Source organism: Xylophilus sp. PBN-3R (genome assembly GCF_057747805.1).
Genome location: NZ_CM173225.1, coordinates 157,342 through 173,422 on the forward strand (window position 1 = coordinate 157,342; position 16,081 = coordinate 173,422).

At 68.0% G+C, this 16,081-nt stretch carries 11 protein-coding genes; 5 read left to right on the forward strand and 6 right to left on the reverse strand.

Annotation, left to right across the window (positions count from 1 at the left end; genetic code table 11):
* Window positions 1-17: 17 nt before the first annotated feature.
* Entirely contained in the window at window positions 18-1,061 is a 1,044-nt protein-coding gene (locus AC3ANW_RS00815) for a type IV pilus twitching motility protein PilT (RefSeq protein WP_488343315.1), read from the reverse strand.
* A 48-nt stretch (window positions 1,062-1,109) separates the two neighbouring features.
* On the opposite strand from AC3ANW_RS00815, the gene AC3ANW_RS00820 reads away from it, so the two are divergent.
* Window positions 1,110-1,802: a YggS family pyridoxal phosphate-dependent enzyme gene (locus AC3ANW_RS00820; RefSeq protein WP_488343316.1), complete on the forward strand. Its 693-nt coding sequence runs from the start codon at window positions 1,110-1,112 to the stop codon at window positions 1,800-1,802.
* Between the two features lie 30 nt (window positions 1,803-1,832).
* Here AC3ANW_RS00820 and AC3ANW_RS00825 read toward each other — a convergent pair whose 3' ends face one another.
* The gene (locus AC3ANW_RS00825) at window positions 1,833-3,095 is read right to left on the reverse strand and encodes an MFS transporter (RefSeq protein ID WP_488343317.1); all 1,263 of its coding nucleotides are present in this window, start codon (window positions 3,093-3,095) and stop codon (window positions 1,833-1,835) included.
* A 115-nt stretch (window positions 3,096-3,210) separates the two neighbouring features.
* On the reverse strand, window positions 3,211-4,119 hold the full coding sequence (gene rocF / locus AC3ANW_RS00830; RefSeq protein WP_488343318.1) for an arginase: 909 nt from the start codon (window positions 4,117-4,119) through the stop codon (window positions 3,211-3,213).
* Between the two features lie 191 nt (window positions 4,120-4,310).
* On the opposite strand from rocF, the gene AC3ANW_RS00835 reads away from it, so the two are divergent.
* A complete protein-coding gene (locus AC3ANW_RS00835; protein ID WP_488343319.1) occupies window positions 4,311-5,744 on the forward strand; it encodes a TackOD1 domain-containing metal-binding protein in 1,434 nt (477 codons plus the stop codon).
* Between the two features lie 301 nt (window positions 5,745-6,045).
* On the opposite strand, the gene AC3ANW_RS00840 is transcribed toward AC3ANW_RS00835, so the two are convergent.
* On the reverse strand, window positions 6,046-7,494 hold the full coding sequence (locus AC3ANW_RS00840; RefSeq protein ID WP_488343320.1) for an FAD-linked oxidase C-terminal domain-containing protein: 1,449 nt from the start codon (window positions 7,492-7,494) through the stop codon (window positions 6,046-6,048).
* A gap of 67 nt (window positions 7,495-7,561) precedes the next feature.
* Complete coding sequence (locus AC3ANW_RS00845; RefSeq protein ID WP_488343321.1) at window positions 7,562-8,992, reverse strand: aminotransferase-like domain-containing protein; 1,431 nt, start codon at window positions 8,990-8,992, stop codon at window positions 7,562-7,564.
* Window positions 8,993-9,144: 152 nt separating this feature from the next.
* Between AC3ANW_RS00845 and AC3ANW_RS00850 the strand changes: the two genes are divergently transcribed.
* Window positions 9,145-9,849 carry a substrate-binding domain-containing protein gene (locus tag AC3ANW_RS00850; protein ID WP_488343322.1) on the forward strand — a complete coding sequence of 235 codons (705 nt, stop codon included), beginning with the start codon at window positions 9,145-9,147 and terminating at the stop codon, window positions 9,847-9,849.
* Between the two features lie 24 nt (window positions 9,850-9,873).
* Here AC3ANW_RS00850 and AC3ANW_RS00855 read toward each other — a convergent pair whose 3' ends face one another.
* The gene (locus tag AC3ANW_RS00855) at window positions 9,874-12,012 is read right to left on the reverse strand and encodes a TonB-dependent siderophore receptor (protein ID WP_488343323.1); all 2,139 of its coding nucleotides are present in this window, start codon (window positions 12,010-12,012) and stop codon (window positions 9,874-9,876) included.
* Between the two features lie 202 nt (window positions 12,013-12,214).
* On the opposite strand from AC3ANW_RS00855, the gene AC3ANW_RS00860 reads away from it, so the two are divergent.
* Complete coding sequence (locus AC3ANW_RS00860) at window positions 12,215-13,345, forward strand: metallophosphoesterase family protein (RefSeq protein ID WP_488343324.1); 1,131 nt, start codon at window positions 12,215-12,217, stop codon at window positions 13,343-13,345.
* The gene (locus tag AC3ANW_RS00865) at window positions 13,342-16,005 is read left to right on the forward strand and encodes an AAA family ATPase (protein WP_488343325.1); all 2,664 of its coding nucleotides are present in this window, start codon (window positions 13,342-13,344) and stop codon (window positions 16,003-16,005) included. The genes AC3ANW_RS00860 and AC3ANW_RS00865 overlap by 4 nt, the downstream gene beginning before the upstream one ends.
* Window positions 16,006-16,081: the final 76 nt, after the last annotated feature.

Below are 16,081 nucleotides of genomic sequence, written 5' to 3' on the forward strand. Positions count from 1 at the left end.
TTCATGAAAAATCAGGATCAGCCCGGGAAGTTCTCGGGCATCTTGGCCTTGCCGCGAGCTTCGGCCGGGGAGATGATGTTTCGCCGGACCAGGTCGGTGAGGTTCTGGTCGAGCGTCTGCATGCCGAAGTTGTTGCCGGTCTGGATGGCCGAATACATCTGCGCCACCTTGGCCTCGCGGATCAGGTTGCGGATGGCCGACGTGCCCAGCATGATCTCGTGCGCCGCCACCCGGCCGCTGCCGTCCTTGGTCTTGCACAGGGTCTGGGAGATGACGGCCTGCAGCGACTCCGACAGCATGGCGCGGATCATGTCCTTCTCTTCGGCCGGGAACACGTCGATGATCCGGTCGATGGTCTTGGCAGCCGACGACGTGTGAAGCGTGCCGAACACCAGGTGGCCGGTTTCCGCGGCGGTCATGGCCAGCCGGATGGTTTCCAGGTCACGCATTTCGCCGACCAGGATGGCGTCCGGATCTTCCCGCAGGGCGGAACGCAGCGCGGCGGCAAAACTCCGGGTGTGCGGGCCGACCTCGCGCTGGTTGATCAGGCACTTCTTGGATTCGTGCACGAACTCGATAGGGTCCTCGACCGTGAGGATGTGGCCGTATTCGTTTTCGTTGAGGTAGTTGACCATCGCCGCCAGCGTGGTCGACTTGCCGGAGCCGGTCGGGCCGGTGACCAGCACCATGCCGCGGGGTTTCAGGGCGAGCTCGGAGAAGATCTTCGGCGCGTTCAGCTGCTCCAGCGTCAGGATCTTCGAGGGAATGGTGCGGAACACCGCGCCGGCGCCGCGTTCCTGGTTGAAGGCGTTGACACGGAAACGCGCCAGGCCTTCGATCTCGAAAGAGAAGTCGATCTCCAGGAACTCTTCATAGATCTTGCGCTGGCCGTCGCTCATGATGTCGTAGACCATGGCGTGCACCGCCTTGTGGTCCAGCGCGTCGACGTTGATGCGGCGCACGTCTCCATGCACCCGGATCATGGGAGGCAGTCCTGCTGAAAGGTGCAGGTCGGAGGCCTTGTTCTTGACACTGAAGGCCAGCAGTTGGGTGATATCCACGCAAGGTTCCTGAATTTCCCGGATCGTTTTGCTACGCTCCAGGCCATTATGACAACGATCTGTAACAACCTCGAAGCCGTTCGGACACGAATCGACGCGGCCTGTGCTGCTGTCGGCCGCAATCCGGTCGAGGTGAGGCTGCTGGCTGTTTCCAAGACCTTCGACGCCAACGCCGTGAAGCAGGCGCTGGCTTCCGGCCAGCATGCCTTCGGTGAAAACTATCTGCAAGAGGCCGCCGGGAAGATCGACATCCTGGCGGGTCACGGCATCGAATGGCATTGCATCGGTCCGATCCAGTCCAACAAGACGCGCCTTGCCGCAGAGAAGTTCGACTGGGTGCATTCGGTCGACCGTCTGAAGATCGCCGAGCGGCTTTCGGCCCAGCGTCCGGCGCACCTGCCGCCGCTCGACATCTGCCTGCAGGTCAACATCGACGGCGGTGAAAACAAGTCGGGCGTGGTGCCCGGCGAAACCGCTGCGCTGGCGCGGGCGGTGGCAGCGTTGCCGGCGCTGCGGCTGCGCGGCATCATGACCATTCCCGAACCTGCCGAAGGCTTCGAGGCGCAGCGCGCGGTACATCTGCAGGCGCGGAGACTTTTCGACGACCTGGTGGCGCAAGGGCTCGCGCTGGACACCTTGTCGATGGGCATGTCGGGGGACCTGGAAGCCGCCGTCGCGGCCGGCAGCACCATGGTGCGGGTCGGCTCGGCGATCTTCGGCGGCAGGCCGGCCAAGCCCTGAAGTCCGCAAGCCCGGAGACCCCGGCCTGGATCAGGCGGTGCGGGCCGACACCGCCGGCTGCGGCTTTTCGCCGTATGCCTGCACCCGCGCCACCCACCACATCGCCAGGCAGATGGCGCCCACCGATACCCAGCCGTTGATTCCGTAACCCGAGATGTGGCCGCCGGGGGAGGTGGTGAGCATCAGGCCGCCGACCCAGGCGCCGGTGCCGGTGGCGATCTGCTGAACCGCCGAATTCACGCTCATGAAGGCGCCGCGCCGGTGCGGCTCGGGCACCGTGGTCAGCAACGCCTGCATCGGGATCATGCGGGCGTTGGTGGTCACCATGAAGAACGGGAAGAACACGATCAGCGCCCACAGCGGCAGCTGCGGCAGGTGGGTCATGAACAGCACCGGCAATATCGACGCCAGCGCAGCGGCGCGGAACACCTTCCGTTTGCCGAAGCGGTCCGCAAGCCGACCGACCGCCCGCGAGGTGAAAAAGGTCGCGCAGCCGCCCGCCAGGTAAATCAGCGAGATGTTTTCCGGTTCGATGCCGAGATTGCCGACGAAGTTGGGCGAGATGAAGGGCACGATCAGCATGTGCGCGCCCATCACCAGGGCAGTCAGTGCAAATCCGCGCAGGTGGCTGGGCTGCCGGATGAGCGCCCAGAGATCGGGAAGGGTGCGCGACAGCGGCACCGGCGGCACCAGGATGTGGGCGGTCAGCGAAGGCAGCACCTTCCAGGCGCCGACCAGGATGGCGATCGACAGAACCACCAGTTCGAAGAACACCGAACTCCATCCCAGGTGCGCGCCGAGCACGATACCCAGCGGAACCCCGGCGATGGCTGCCAGCGAAAAGGAGGTCATCACCAGACCCATCGCCGCGCCGCGCCTCTGCGCCGGAATGACGTCGCCGATGATGGCCAGCACCAGCGATCCCAGCACGCCGCCGGTCAGGCCGGCAAAGGCGCGGGACAGCAGCAGTGCGTGGTAGTTGGTGGCGAGCGCGCAAATCAGGTTGGACAGCGCGAACAGTGCGTAGACCACCAGCAGCATCTTGCGGCGGTCGAAGCGGTCGATATAGGTGGCGGCGAGCAGCCCGGAAACGCCGGCGCACCATGAATAGGCCGACACGGCGGCGGCGAAGGCGGCCGGGCCGATGCTGAAAGCCTGCATGATCTGCGGACCCAGCGGCATCATCACCATGAAGTCCACCACGATGGTGAACTGCGTCAGGGCCAGCAGCCAAAGCAGGGCTTTTTCACGCCCCGGTGCCAGAAGGGGAGCGGTGATGGGAGAAGAAGACATGCGGGGCCGACTCGACGTAAGTTAGCCCTCCAGCCTAGCAGCGATGCCGCCGCTGCATGCATCTGGCCGGCGATGGCCGAGCGGCCTGGTGCACTTCTGTTGAGTCCCGGCTCGTCTAGAGCGTGCTTTGCCCGAACAGGCTCTGCAGCAGTTCGACCGCCACTTCGGCCGTGCGGTTGCGGACGTCGAGCGCCGGATTCAGTTCGACCACGTCCAGCGAACACAGGCGGCCGGTGTCGGCAATCATCTCCATGCACAGCTGCATTTCGCGATAGGTCGGGCCGCCGCGCACTGCGGTCCCCACCCCGGGAGCGTCCGAGGGATCCAGGCAATCGACATCGAAACTCACATGCAGATGGGTGTTGTCGTCGACCTCCATCAGCGCTTCGGTCATGGCTGCGCGCATGCCGTGTTCGTCGATGAAACGCATGTCGTAGACCGACAGTCCGAATTCGCGGATGGCCAGCCGTTCGCCCGGGTCCACGCTGCGGATGCCGAGAAAGTCGAGGTCCTGCGCGGTGATCGCCTGCGCCGCGCCGCTCCAGCCGGTCAGGGCGGCCGGTCCGCGGCCCAGCAGGCAGGCGACCGGCATGCCGTGCAGGTTGCCGCTGGGGCTGGTGGCCTCGGTGTTGACGTCCGAATGCGCATCCAGCCACAGCACCCGCAGGGCGCGGCCCTGGCGCCTGCAGTGCGCCGCGACCGCGCTGATGGAACCGATGGCCAGGCAATGGTCGCCGCCCATCGTCAGCGGTATGTCGCCCTGGTCCAGCGCCTGCCCGACGGCGTCGAACAAGGCCCGGTTCCAGGCCACCACTTCGTCCAGGTGGCGGTGCGGACCCTGGCGAGGATCGTCGCGCGGGGTGATGGGCCCGGCCAGGTTGCCGCTGTCGGTCACTGTCAATCCGAGGCCGCGCAATGCCGGAACGATGCCCGCGACCCGCAGCGCCTCCGGGCCCATGCTGCAGCCGCGAACGCTGGCGCCGGCGTCGGTCGGTGCGCCGATCAGCTGGATTCGGGAACTCATCTGCAAACCTTTTTCGGGGGTCGGGACAGACATTCTGCGGGGTTGGGCTGGCCCTGGTGTGACCAATGGATGCACCTGATTTTTGAATCTTTTAGTTACACGCCCTCAGATTTATTACTAACGCTGGTTAGCGCTCGCGTTCGGGTCTGTCTTCGAATAATGGACGCATCACACCAGGGAGGAACGGATCCATGTCCACATCTCAGTCCAATGCCATTGCTTCCTATGCCGAACCGCTCGATCTGACAGAGCCGTCGTATGTCGATGCCGGACCGCTGGTCATCTTCAAGGGCGACAGCGCAGCCTGGCCTGATCGTCCGCGTGAACACGCGGTGCTGCAATGGGCCGATGTGGCCCGGCTCGGCCGGGAGCCGGCGGGTTTCTACCTGGGGCGCGGCCTGAAGGTTTCGGACACCGACGCGTTGCTGGACCGCATCCGCCGTTCGCAGTGGTGGTACCTGCCGGTGCTGGCGGCTTCCGGCAAGACCTCGCCGCTGCTGGCCGACGGCGCGGTCGATGTCGGCGACGCCCTGGAGATCTGCGATACGGCGCAGCGGGCGCGCGATGACCTGGCGCTGGACACCACCGCGCTGCCGCTGGTGGAGCGCATCCTGTATTTCCTGCAGGTGCGCGAGGGCGCGGTGCTGTATCCGGAGCGCGACCGCCGCCACAAGATGCTCTACCGCTATCCGCTGGCGGACGCCCTGGCCACCGTGCACGACGATGTCGGCACCTGCCTTGCCACTCTTCAGCGGCGCGGCCTGCTGGAACCCGCGCATCTCATCGACCGCACGCGCCACTGCCGCCGCTGCAACAGCGCCCATCTGCATTTCGTCGATGTGTGCCCGTTGTGCAGCGGCCTGGACATCCGCCAGACCGCGGCGCTGCCCTGCCTGGACTGCGGCTATCTGGCGCCCGAAGGCGACTTCCAGCGACGCGACGGCCTGCTGTGCCCACGCTGCGGCGCGGCAGAGCAGCAGATCGGTTCGGACCGGTCGCCGCCGATGATGCAGCGCGTCTGCTCAGACTGCCAGAGCGCTTTTGTCGATGCGGCGGTGCAGGTGCATTGCCTGGATTGCGCCCACATCGGCATCCCCGAGGAACTGGAAGTACGCGATATCGCGCCCCTGCGGCTCACCGCTGCCGGCCGTGCCTACCTGCGCACCGGCTCGCGCCATGACCCGCTGGCCGCTTTCGACACTTTGAACGCGGTGGTACCGCGGGACTTTCTGCACACCCTGGACTGGGCACTGGCTGCGCCTTCGAGGCGTACCGAAATGGACTTCGGCCTGCTGCTCATCGCCCTGCACGACACCACCGTGCTGGGCGACGGCAGTCCGCTGGCGCTGCGGCTTGCAGGGCATCTGAGCGAGCTGGCCCGGCAGTTGCGCAGCATCATCCGCAGCTCGGACATCAGCACCCGGATCGATCGCGAGAAGATCTGGTTCTACCTGCCGTTTTCCGACGTGCTGGGCGCTCGCAGGCGGGTCGATTCGCTTCTGATGCAGGCGGAGTTCAAGGAACTGGTGCAAGAACTGCGCATCGACGTCAGCAGCATGCAACTGCCGGAGCGTCAGCGTCCCGGCGAGGATGCGCAGGCCCTGATGAAACGCCTGGGCGGATGAACGGCCGGCCGCGGAATCAGCCCCGAAGCCAGCAACACCCGCAGTCCCAGGGACGCACCTGAAATGCACACGCAGCGCCGATGCCGCGCGGGGTGGCGCCCGACAGGAGCCACGCGCCGTCCAACCTTGTGTATCGGTTTGTATCTTCAGCGCTGCAGCATGGCAAAAAGCGGCGCGGAGCCGGTCACACCGCCAACGGCCTCCGCAACAAGCCGACACCGGGTCCGGAAGTGGCAGTCCGAGCGTGCGCGACACGGCTTCGCCGATCGACCCTGAGCACTTCCAACGGGTTGTCCCGCCTTCAGAAACGCGGCAGGTCCGCGTGTTTGAAGACACCGCCGCGCACCACCTCGCGGCCGTATTCGGCGCAGCGCTGCAGCGTGGGGATCACCTTGCCCGGGTTGAGCATGCCGGCCGGATCGAAGGCGGCCTTGAGGCCCAGCATCTGCCGGTTTTCGGCAGCGCTGAACTGCACGCACATGCTGTTGAGTTTCTCGACTCCCACGCCGTGCTCGCCCGACACCGTGCCGCCCATCGCCACGCTGGTCTCCAGGATGTCCGCGCCGAACAGCTCGCAGCGGTGCAGCTGGTCCGGATCGTTGGCATCGAACAGCACCAGCGGATGCAGGTTGCCGTCGCCGGCATGGAACACGTTGCAGCAGCGCAGGTCGTATTTCTTTTCCATCTGCTGGATGGCCAGCAGGATGTCGGCCAGGCGTTTGCGCGGGATGGTCGAGTCCAGGCACATGTAGTCGGGGCTGATGCGGCCCGACGCCGGGAAGGCGTTCTTGCGGCCGCTCCAGAAACGCAGCCGTTCGGCCTCGTCTGCGCTGCAGGTGATGGCGGTGGCGCCGCAGCCGCGCAGCACGGCCGTCATGCGGCCGATTTCTTCTTCGACCTCTTCGGGCGTGCCGTCGGATTCGCACAGCAATATCGCCTCGGCTTCCAGGTCGTAGCCGGCGTGTACGAAGTCTTCCACCGCAATGGTCATGGGTTTGTCCATCATCTCCAGCCCGGCCGGGATGATGCCGGCGGCGATGACCGCGGCCACCGCGTCACCGGCCTTCCGGATGTCGTCGAAGCTGGCCATGATGCAGCGCGCCAGCTGCGGCCGCGGCACCAGTTTCACCGTCACCTCGGTGGTGATGGCCAGCATGCCTTCGCTGCCGACCAGCACCGCCAGCAGGTCCAGGCCGGCGGCATCGAGTGCCTCGGAGCCGAACTCGACCGGTTCGCCGTCGGCGGTGAAACCCCGCACCCGCAACACGTTGTGGATGGTCAGGCCGTATTTCAGGCAATGCACCCCGCCCGAGTTTTCGGCGACGTTGCCGCCGATGGTGCAGGCGATCTGGCTGGACGGGTCGGGCGCGTAATACAGGCCGTGCGGTGCGGCGGCCTCGCTGATGGCGAGGTTGCGTACGCCGCACTGCACCGTGGCGGTACGCGCCCGGGCGTCGATCTCCAGAATCCTGTTGAAGCGCGCCAGCGACAGGGTGACGCCTCTTTCATGCGGAAGCGCGCCGCCCGAGAGGCCGGTTCCGGCACCGCGCGCCACTACCGGGACACCCAGGCGATGGCAGGTCTTCAGCACCGCCTGCACCTGGTCCTCGGTTTCGGGCAGCGCGACCGCCATCGGTCGCTGGCGATAGGCGGTGAGGCCGTCGCATTCGTAGGGTGTGGTGTCTTCCTGGTGCCACAGAAGGGCGTGGCGGGGAAGGACTTCTTGCAGTGCGGCGACGACTGGATTCATCGACCGGATTCTGGCGCGATGGGCGTGCCCGGTGTGTGAAATTTATGGTGGCGCGGGATGAAACCAATCAACTGCGCAGCAGGTCGCGCACTCGCACGAATGCGTTCCAGAAGGCCGCGTCCTGTGTCGTCGCGAAGTTGATGCGCATCAGCGTGCTGGGCTGCCGGCTGGCGTGGAACAGTGCGCCGGGTGCCAACAGGTAACCCTCGTCCAGCATGCGCTGGGCCAGGAGGTCGGTGTCGACGTAGGTGTCGACCCAGCCGAACAGGCCGGCCGGCTCGGACACGAAAAGGCAGCCCGCCGCCCGCGCCAGCTTTACGCTGCGGCTGCGCGCCGCGTCGAGCCGGATGCGCACCCGCTCCGAATGCCGGCGCAACTGCCCCTGCTCGATGCACAGGCCCAGCGCCTGTTCCAGCAGGGTCGGTGTGGTCAGGGTTGCCAGCAGCTTGGTGTCGAGCAGGCGTTCCACCAGCGGCAGCGGTGCGGCCAGGTAACCCACACGCCAGTTGGGCGCCAGGATCTTGGCGAAACCACCCACGTAGATGGTCCGCTGCAGGCCGTCCAGCGCGGTCAGCCGGGTGGCGTGTTCGGGGGCGATGTGGCTGTAGGTGTCGTCCTCTACGATATGGAAATCGTGGGCCTGCGCCAGCTGCAGCAGCCGGTGCGCCGCGCCCGGCGCCAGGCTGTAGCCGGTGGGGTTGTGCAGCACGCTCACGCTGATGAAGAGCCGGGGTGAATGGGTTTCGCACAGCCGCTGCATCACTGCCAGGTCGGGACCGTCGGCGCGGCGCGGCACCGGCAGCAGGCGCATGCCCAGCGCCTCCAGGCGGGCGAACTCGACCGACCAGCCGGGTTCTTCCACCAGCACCGGATCGCCCGCCTTCAGCAGGGTGCGGCTGACGATGTCCAGTGCATGGGTTGCGCCGACGGTGGTGATGATCTGTTCCGGTGGCGCCGGCACATGCATGCCCGCCAGCCGGTGCGACAGCAATGCCCGCAGGCCGGCGTCGCCCATCGGCTCGCCGTACTGCAGCGAAGCCTTCGCCCATGCCTTGCTCGACGCCACCTTGCGCACTGCGGCCGGCAGCGCGGGCAGGTCGATCCAGTCCGGCGGCATGACACCCGAACCCGGCTGCGCCCGCGACGACGGATGGTGGAACATGCCGCGGATCAGCGCAGTCGCATGGATGCGAGAACCGGCGGGCAGCGGGCTGCTGTCGGGCAGCGTGTCGGTGGGCGACGGCGTGGACGCCCGCGGCTGGCCGCCCTGTGTGTCGCGCACGAAGAAGCCGCGCTGGCGCCGTGCTTCCACCAGGCCCTGCGCCAGCAGCACGTCGTAGGCCGCGACAACGGTGTGCGGACTCACGCCGTTCTGCCGTGCGCATTCGCGTACCGAAGGCAGGCGCGCGCCGGGCGCCAGCAGGCGGGCGCGGATACGTTCGGCGAAACGGCCGGATAGCTGTTCGGTCAGGGTCTGCGAGGCGGTGCGGGTGAGCATGAATGGCGATGAAGCGGAAAGACGCATGTGCCGCGCGGCGGGCGAGGCCCCCATTCTTGACCATGCGCCGCATGACGGCACGGATGGCACGCTGCAGGTTTGTCCCACAATCGCCAACCCTGCATTCACGGCAGCAAAAAAAGAAACCGGACATGAATCGAGACGATGGGACAGACATGGTGGTGCTGCGCGGAATTTCCTCGATGGCCACCCGGCCGTTGCTGGCGGCGCTGGCGGCGGCCTGGGAAGCGAAGTCGGGCACCCCGGTGGACATCGAGTCGGTCGGCGGTATCGACGCCGCCCGTCGCATCGACGGCGGCGAGGCGTTTGACGTGGTCGTGCTGGCGGCCGAAACCATGGCCCGGCTGCTGGATGTCGGACGGCTGGTCGAAGGCAGCGTGCGGCCCATCGCGGTGTCGGACATCGCTGTGGCCCTGCCGGCGTTTGCCGACGTCGCTTCGGTGTCCAGTCGGCAGGCCCTGATCGCAACCCTGCGTGCCGCGCCGTCCATCGGGCATTCCACCGGTCCCGGTGGCAAGGCCGTGCTGGCCCTGCTGGACGGCTGGGGCCTGCGGGACGAACTCAAGGGCCGCCTGGTCGAGGCGCGGCCCGGCATGGTCGGCAACCTGGTGGCGGAAGGCGGCGCCGCCATCGGTTTCCAGCAGCGCAGCGAACTGATCCACCGGCCGGGCATCACGGTGGCGTCCATGCCGACCGGCGCGCAGATCAGCACCGTGTTTTCGGCCGGCATCTGCCGCGGTGCCGGCCACCTGCAGGCGGCTGGTGCCTTCATCGATTACCTGGCCTCGCGCGGCGCCGACGAATTCCGGCGGCGCGAGGGACTCTCGGCGCCCTGAACGCCGCGGGCGCCTGGCCCGGGCCTACCAGCTGTAGCGCGCTGACAGCAGGGCGTTGCGTTCGTCGCCGTAGAAACACGCGTAGCTGCAGGACGCCAGATAGGTCCTGTTGGCCAGGTTCTTGATGTTGAGCGCAAAACGCCAGTGGTCGATCTCGTATCGGATGGCGGCATCGACGACGGTGAAGGCCGGCGTGTTCAGGCTGGCCGTGGCGGCCTGCACACCGACACGCCGCACGCCGACACCTGCCGACAGGCCCGGCAGCGCCTGGAAACGCCAGTCGGCCCAGAGAGACGCCTGGTTGCGTGGCACCGAGGTGGGCCGGGCTCCGACGTTGGCGGCCACGGTGCTGCGGGTGGTCTTGGCATCCACCGTGTTCAGCGCTCCGACCAGTTCGAGCTGGCTGCCGACCTTGCCCCGGCCTTCGACCTCGATGCCGCGCGAGCGCACTTCACCGGTCTGGATCGAGAAACCGGTGTGTAGCGGGTCGGCGGTCAGCACGTTCTGCTGGGTGAGCTGGTAGGCGGCCACGGTCAGCTCGGCGTTCCAGCCGGTCGGCGCGATCTTCACGCCCGCTTCGTGCTGTTCGCCGGTGGTCGGCTTGAAGGACTGCAGGTTGAAGTCGCTGCCGGACGATGGCTGGAAACTCTTGCTGTAGCTGTAATAGGGTGCCACGCCGTTGTCGAACAGGTACATCAGGCCGGCGCGCGGGCTGAAGGCGTGTGATTTCTCGTTGACCGTGGTGGCCGCGCCGGCCACCGTCACGTTGGTGGTTTCGTTGCGGGCCTCGTCGTAACGGCCGCCCAGAAGGGCCACCCAGTGCGGCCCGAACTTCAGCTGGTCCTGCAGGTAGATTCCGGTCTGTTTCTGGTTCTGCAGCGCGCGGGTGGGGCCGGCCAGCGTGACGGCGCCACCGTAGACCGGGTTGTAGAGGTCGAGCGTAGTGCCGCTGCCGGTGCGCTGGTTGCGATGGAAGTCACGGTTGCTCCAGTCGACGCCGAACAGCAGCGTGTGGTCGATTGCGCCGGTCGCCAAACGGCCGACCAGCTGGTTGTCCAGGCTCAGGCCGCGGTCGGTGTCGTAACGTGCGAAGGCGCTGCGCGCGATGGTGCGCTGGCTGGCGCCGGTGACGCGCTGCGGAATGCTCAGGAACGCGTTGTCGCTGGTGAAGTCGAAGCCCAGCAGGTTCTGCCTGAATGCCCAGCCATCGGCGAACCGGTGTTCGAAAAGATAGCCCAGAGTGGAACCCTCGGTGTCGAACTTGTCGAAGCCCGGCTCGCCCACGAACAGCTTGCGCGAGATGCCGCCGTTGGCGTTGGGCAGCAGCGTTCCGTCCAAGGGCTTGCCGTAGTCGTAGACGCTCCTGCCCTTGTTGTAGCCCGCCAGCACCGTCAGGTCGGTGTCGCGACCGATCTTCCAGCCGAGCGCGGCATTCACCAGGGTGCGGTCGTCCGGTATCGCACGGATCATCGCGTCGCTGTCGCGTTTGAGCGCGGTCAGGCGATAGCTGAACCGGCCGTCGGCGGTCAGCGCACCGCCCAGGTCGGTGGCGACCTGCCTGCGGCCCCAGCTGCCGGCCTGGACCTCGACCTCGCGCAAGGGCTCGGTGGTCGGCCGTTTGCTCACCAGGTTGATCAGCCCGCCCGGCGCGGCCTGGCCGTAGAGGATGGAGGCCGGTCCCTTCAGCAGTTCGATGCGTTCGAAGGCGTACGGCTCCATGGTTCCGCTGAGCGAGTTGATGGGGAACCGGCTCCCGTTCAGGTAGAGCGGTGCCGAGCCGGTGACGTTGAACCCGCGGATGGTGAAGCCGGTGGCGGTGCGCCGCTGCACGCCGCCGCTGAGCGGCATGATGCCTGCCGTGTATTCGAATGCCTGGTCCAGCGAGTCGGAGGCGGTGGCTTCGAGCTGCTGGCGTGTGACTACTGAGACCGACTGGGGTGTCTCGTGGAGCGGGGTATCGGTCTTGGTGCCGGCGGTGGCGCGCCGGGCCCGGAAACCGGTGGTCGGCCCGGTGGAGGAGTCCTGCTGTCCGCTGACCTGAACTTCGGGCAAGGTGGCGGTGGTCTGGGCCGCGGCGGGTGCGGCCAGCAGGCAGGGCATGGCGGCGGCAAGGGCATGCGGGAGCCACGGGCGGGCGGCCCGTCGGAACGGATGGTGGGTCATGGCAATCGTCGTCAGCAGGGAAGGGGCCGGTCCACGTGATGGAGGGACCGGATCTTTTCGGTGGCTGGCGACCGCATCGCGCGTCGGCTGGCGTCCGTTTTGTCGCAGCGCGGATTGTAGATGGATGACAACGGTTCTCATCTGCGCGACGCAGGTTGAATTCGTCAGCGGTAACAATCACCGCCATGAAAAGGACCGACGCATGCTGAAATTCCTGCACACCGCCGACTGGCAGATCGGCCGGGTGTTCGCCCAGTTCGACGAGGACGACGCCGCAGCGCTGTTCGAGGCGCGTTTCAAGGTGATCGAACGCATCGCCGCCATCGCCACGCAGGAGTCGGTCGATGCGGTGCTGGTGGCCGGCGACGTGTTCGACGCGCAGACCGTGGCCGACAAGACCATCCGCCGCATGTTCCTGGCGATGGCAGGCTACACCGGGCCGTGGGTGATGATCCCCGGCAACCACGACGCCGCCCTTGCCGAATCGGTCTGGGAACGTGCCCGGCGGCTGCAGGCGGTGCCCGCCAACGTGGTCGCCTGCCTGACCGCGACGCCCCATGTGATGCCCGGCAAATGCGTGCTGCTGCCGGCCCCGCTGACCCAGCGCCATACCCACCACGACCTCACCGCCTGGTTCGACGGCGCGCCGACCGAAGCCGGCCTGCCGCGCATCGGCCTGGCGCACGGCAGCGTCACCGGCATCCTGGCCGAGGACATCGACTCGTCCAACCCCATCGCCGCCGACCGGGTGGCGACCGCCCGGCTGGACTACCTGGCGCTGGGCGACTGGCACGGCGCAAAACGGGTCGATGCCCGCACCTGGTACGCCGGCACGCCCGAGACCGACCGCTTCAAGGGCAACGATTCCGGCCAGGCGCTGCTGGTCGACATCGCCGCCGTGGGCGCCGAGCCGCAGGTGCGGATGCTGCCCACCGGCGACTACCGATGGGGCAGCCGCGACATCGTGCTGGCCGGGCCGAGCGATGTCGAACTGGTGCTGGCCGAACTGGCCGCGCTGGGCCGGCAGGACGTGGTGCAGATGCGCCTGAGCGGCAGCACCGACCTGGCCGGCCATCGCCGGCTGCGTGACGCCTCGGCCGCCGCTGCCGCCCAGGTGCGGGCGCTGCTGTGGGACGACGAGGCGCTGCGTCTGGAACCCACCGACGACGACATCGCGGCGCTCGACGCCAGCGGCTACGTGGGCGAGGTGCTGGCCGTGTTGCGGGCCGAACAGGCGGGTGGCGCGGGTGGCATGGCCGATGCGGACATCGCCCGCGACGCCTTGCTGGCCCTGGCGCGGGTGCTGGACGACAGCGGTCGGGTGGCGGCATGAACCGCGCGAACCACATGACCATGAAGATCCAGCGCCTGCGAATCGAGTCCTTCAGGCGTTTCCGCAAACCGCTCGAGATCGACGGTTTCACCGACGGCCTGAACCTGTTCGCCGCGCCCAACGAATCCGGCAAGTCGACCGTCGCCGATGCCATCCGCGCCGCCTTCCTGGAGCGCCACCGGTCCAGCGCGGTCGACTACCTGCGGCCCTGGGGCGAGGGTTCGGCATCGCCGTCGGTCGACATCGCCTTCACCCTGGGCGACCGCAACTGCCGGCTGACCAAGGTGTTCCTCGGCAAGAAACGCTGCGACCTGACCATCGACGGCGAGACCTTCACCGGCAATGCGGCCGAAGACCACCTGGCCGGGCTGCTGGGATTCCGTTTTGCCAGCCGGGGCGCCAGCGCGGCGCAGGACATGGGGGTGCCGGGCCTGCTGTGGATTGCCCAGGGAACATCGCACCAGATCACCGAAGCCGCCACCCATGCCGGCGACCATCTGCGCAGCGCGCTGGGCAGCTCGCTCGGCGACCTGGCCAGCACACGGGGCGACGATGTTCTGCTGGCGGTGGAAACCCGGCGCAACGCCCTGCTGCACGCCGGCAACGGCTCTCCCAAGGGCGACTACGCGGCGGCCCTGAAACGGCAGGAAGAACTGGGCGCCGAACTCGCGGCGATGCTGGCACGGGTCGCCGAATACCGTGAAGCGGTCGACCGGCTGGCCACCCTTCGCGCCGAACACATGCGGCAGGAGGCCGCGCGTCCCTGGGAAACCGCTGGCCGTTCGCTGGCCGAAGCGCAGGTCCGCCTGGCCGCCGCGGCCAGCCTGGAAACCCGGAAGCTGGACGCCGAACAGGGCCTGCGCCGGGTGACCTCCCAGGCCGATGCCTTGCGCCAGAAGCTCGCGTCCTTCGACAAGGACGAGCAGGACCACCAGGCGCGGCGCAGCGCGCTCGACGCAGCCGGGCCGCTGGCGGTTTCGGCGCGGGAAGCCGTGACCGCCCGCGAGCCCCGCCATGCCCAAGCCGTGGCGGCCGACCGCCTTGCGCGGCAGGTGCAGACCCAGGTCCGCAGCGCCGAGGCGCGCGCCCTGAAGGCCGGCGCCCTGGTCGCCGCCGACGAAGCCGTGGCGGCTGCAGCCGATGCGCTGGAACGCGCACGGCAGGCCCAGTCGGCGCACGGCAGACTGACCGCCGAGATGGCGGCGCTGCGGATCGACGAAACCGCCGTCCGCAAGCTGCGCAAGGCCGCGGATGCGGCACGCGATGCCGCTACCCGGCTGGAGGTCGCGGCCACCACGGTCGGCTTCGAGCTGCTGCCGGCGGCAAGCATCACGGTCGGGAACGAAGCCCTCACCGGCAGCGGCAGTCGCACGCTGATGGCGCGCACCGCGATCGAACTGCCGGGCATCGGGCGGCTGGAAATCTCGCCCGGCGGCGCCGGCATCGACGCACTGGCCGCGGAACATGAACGCTGCGCCGCGGAACTCGCGGCCCAGCTGCGTTCGCTCAACGTCGCCGGCGTCCACGAGGCGGACGAACGCCTGCAGCAGTTCAACCGCCGCAGCGCCGACGTCGCCGCCGCGGCCGCGGTGCTGAAGGCCCATGCACCGGCCGGTACCGGCGTACTGGAGACGTCGCTGGCCACGGCCACCGGCCAGCAGGCTGCCGCCCGGTCGGCACTGGAGTCCGACGGCGCGGCCCCGTCGGCAGACCCGGCCGGACAGCCCAGCCTGGCCGAAGCCGACCGCGAGGCCGACCGTGCCCGCGCAGCGCTCGATGCTTCCGGCGACACCCTGAACGCCGAACGCCTGCGGGTCGTCAAGGCCGAAGCCGACCTTGCCAACGCCCGCACCGAATGGCAGGCCAGCGCCGACCGGCTGGCCGATCCGGCCTGGCAAAAAGGTCGCGAGCAGGCGTCGGCCGATCTGCTCGAAACCCGTGCCCAGGAAGACGCCGCCCGCAGCACGCTCGACGGCCTGCTGGCCCTGATCCGCGACGCGCGGCCCGACCTGCTGCGCCAGGATGTGGAGCGTTTCGAAGCCAGCGTCCGCCAGACCCAGGCGGCGCACGCCAGCCGCGCGGTCGATATCACACGCCTGACGGCCACGCTGGAAACCACCGGCGCGCTGGGGTTGGAAGAGGCCGCAGCGGAACACCGGCGTGCGCTGGACCAGGTGGGCCGCCGGGTCGACGACCTGCGCCGCCGCGCCCGCGCGCTCGACCACCTGCTGCGGCTGCTGCGGCAGAAACGCGCGGCCCTGGCGCAGCGGTTGCGGGCACCGCTGCAGGTGCATCTGAACCATTACCTGCAGATATTGTTCCCGGGCGCCAGCGTGGAGATCGGCGACAACCTGGTGCCTTCGGCCATCACCCGCCAGGGCGCCAACGGCGGCGAGAGCGGTGCCTTCGACGACCTCAGCATGGGCGCCCGCGAACAAATGGGCATCGTCGCCCGGCTGGCCTATGCCGACCTCATGGCGGCGGCCGGCAAACCGACGCTGCTGATCCTCGACGACGCCCTGGTGCATTCCGACGATGACCGCCTGGAGCAGATGAAACGGGTGCTCTACGACGCCGCCAAAAGGCACCAGCTGCTGGTGTTCACCTGCCATCCGGAAGCCTGGAACGACATGGGTGTGGCGGTGCGCACGCTTCCATGAGCATGGATTGAGGTTCCGGAGTAGTAAGTGCTTGTGTCGGTGGTACGCGGCTTGCTTTAATGCCCTCCTTGCCGTT

What these genes read in the sequence shown, in the direction of transcription:
- AC3ANW_RS00820 (WP_488343316.1), top strand. Translation starts at nt 1,110, where the DNA reads ATGACAACGATCTGTAACAACCTCGAAGCCGTTCGGACACGAATCGAC.
- AC3ANW_RS00825 (WP_488343317.1), bottom strand. Translation starts at nt 3,095, where the DNA reads ATGTCTTCTTCTCCCATCACCGCTCCCCTTCTGGCACCGGGGCGTGAA.
- rocF (WP_488343318.1), bottom strand. Translation starts at nt 4,119, where the DNA reads ATGAGTTCCCGAATCCAGCTGATCGGCGCACCGACCGACGCCGGCGCC.
- AC3ANW_RS00835 (WP_488343319.1), top strand. Translation starts at nt 4,311, where the DNA reads ATGTCCACATCTCAGTCCAATGCCATTGCTTCCTATGCCGAACCGCTC.
- AC3ANW_RS00840 (WP_488343320.1), bottom strand. Translation starts at nt 7,494, where the DNA reads ATGAATCCAGTCGTCGCCGCACTGCAAGAAGTCCTTCCCCGCCACGCC.
- AC3ANW_RS00845 (WP_488343321.1), bottom strand. Translation starts at nt 8,992, where the DNA reads ATGCTCACCCGCACCGCCTCGCAGACCCTGACCGAACAGCTATCCGGC.
- AC3ANW_RS00850 (WP_488343322.1), top strand. Translation starts at nt 9,145, where the DNA reads ATGAATCGAGACGATGGGACAGACATGGTGGTGCTGCGCGGAATTTCC.
- AC3ANW_RS00855 (WP_488343323.1), bottom strand. Translation starts at nt 12,012, where the DNA reads ATGACCCACCATCCGTTCCGACGGGCCGCCCGCCCGTGGCTCCCGCAT.
- AC3ANW_RS00860 (WP_488343324.1), top strand. Translation starts at nt 12,215, where the DNA reads ATGCTGAAATTCCTGCACACCGCCGACTGGCAGATCGGCCGGGTGTTC.
- AC3ANW_RS00865 (WP_488343325.1), top strand. Translation starts at nt 13,342, where the DNA reads ATGAACCGCGCGAACCACATGACCATGAAGATCCAGCGCCTGCGAATC.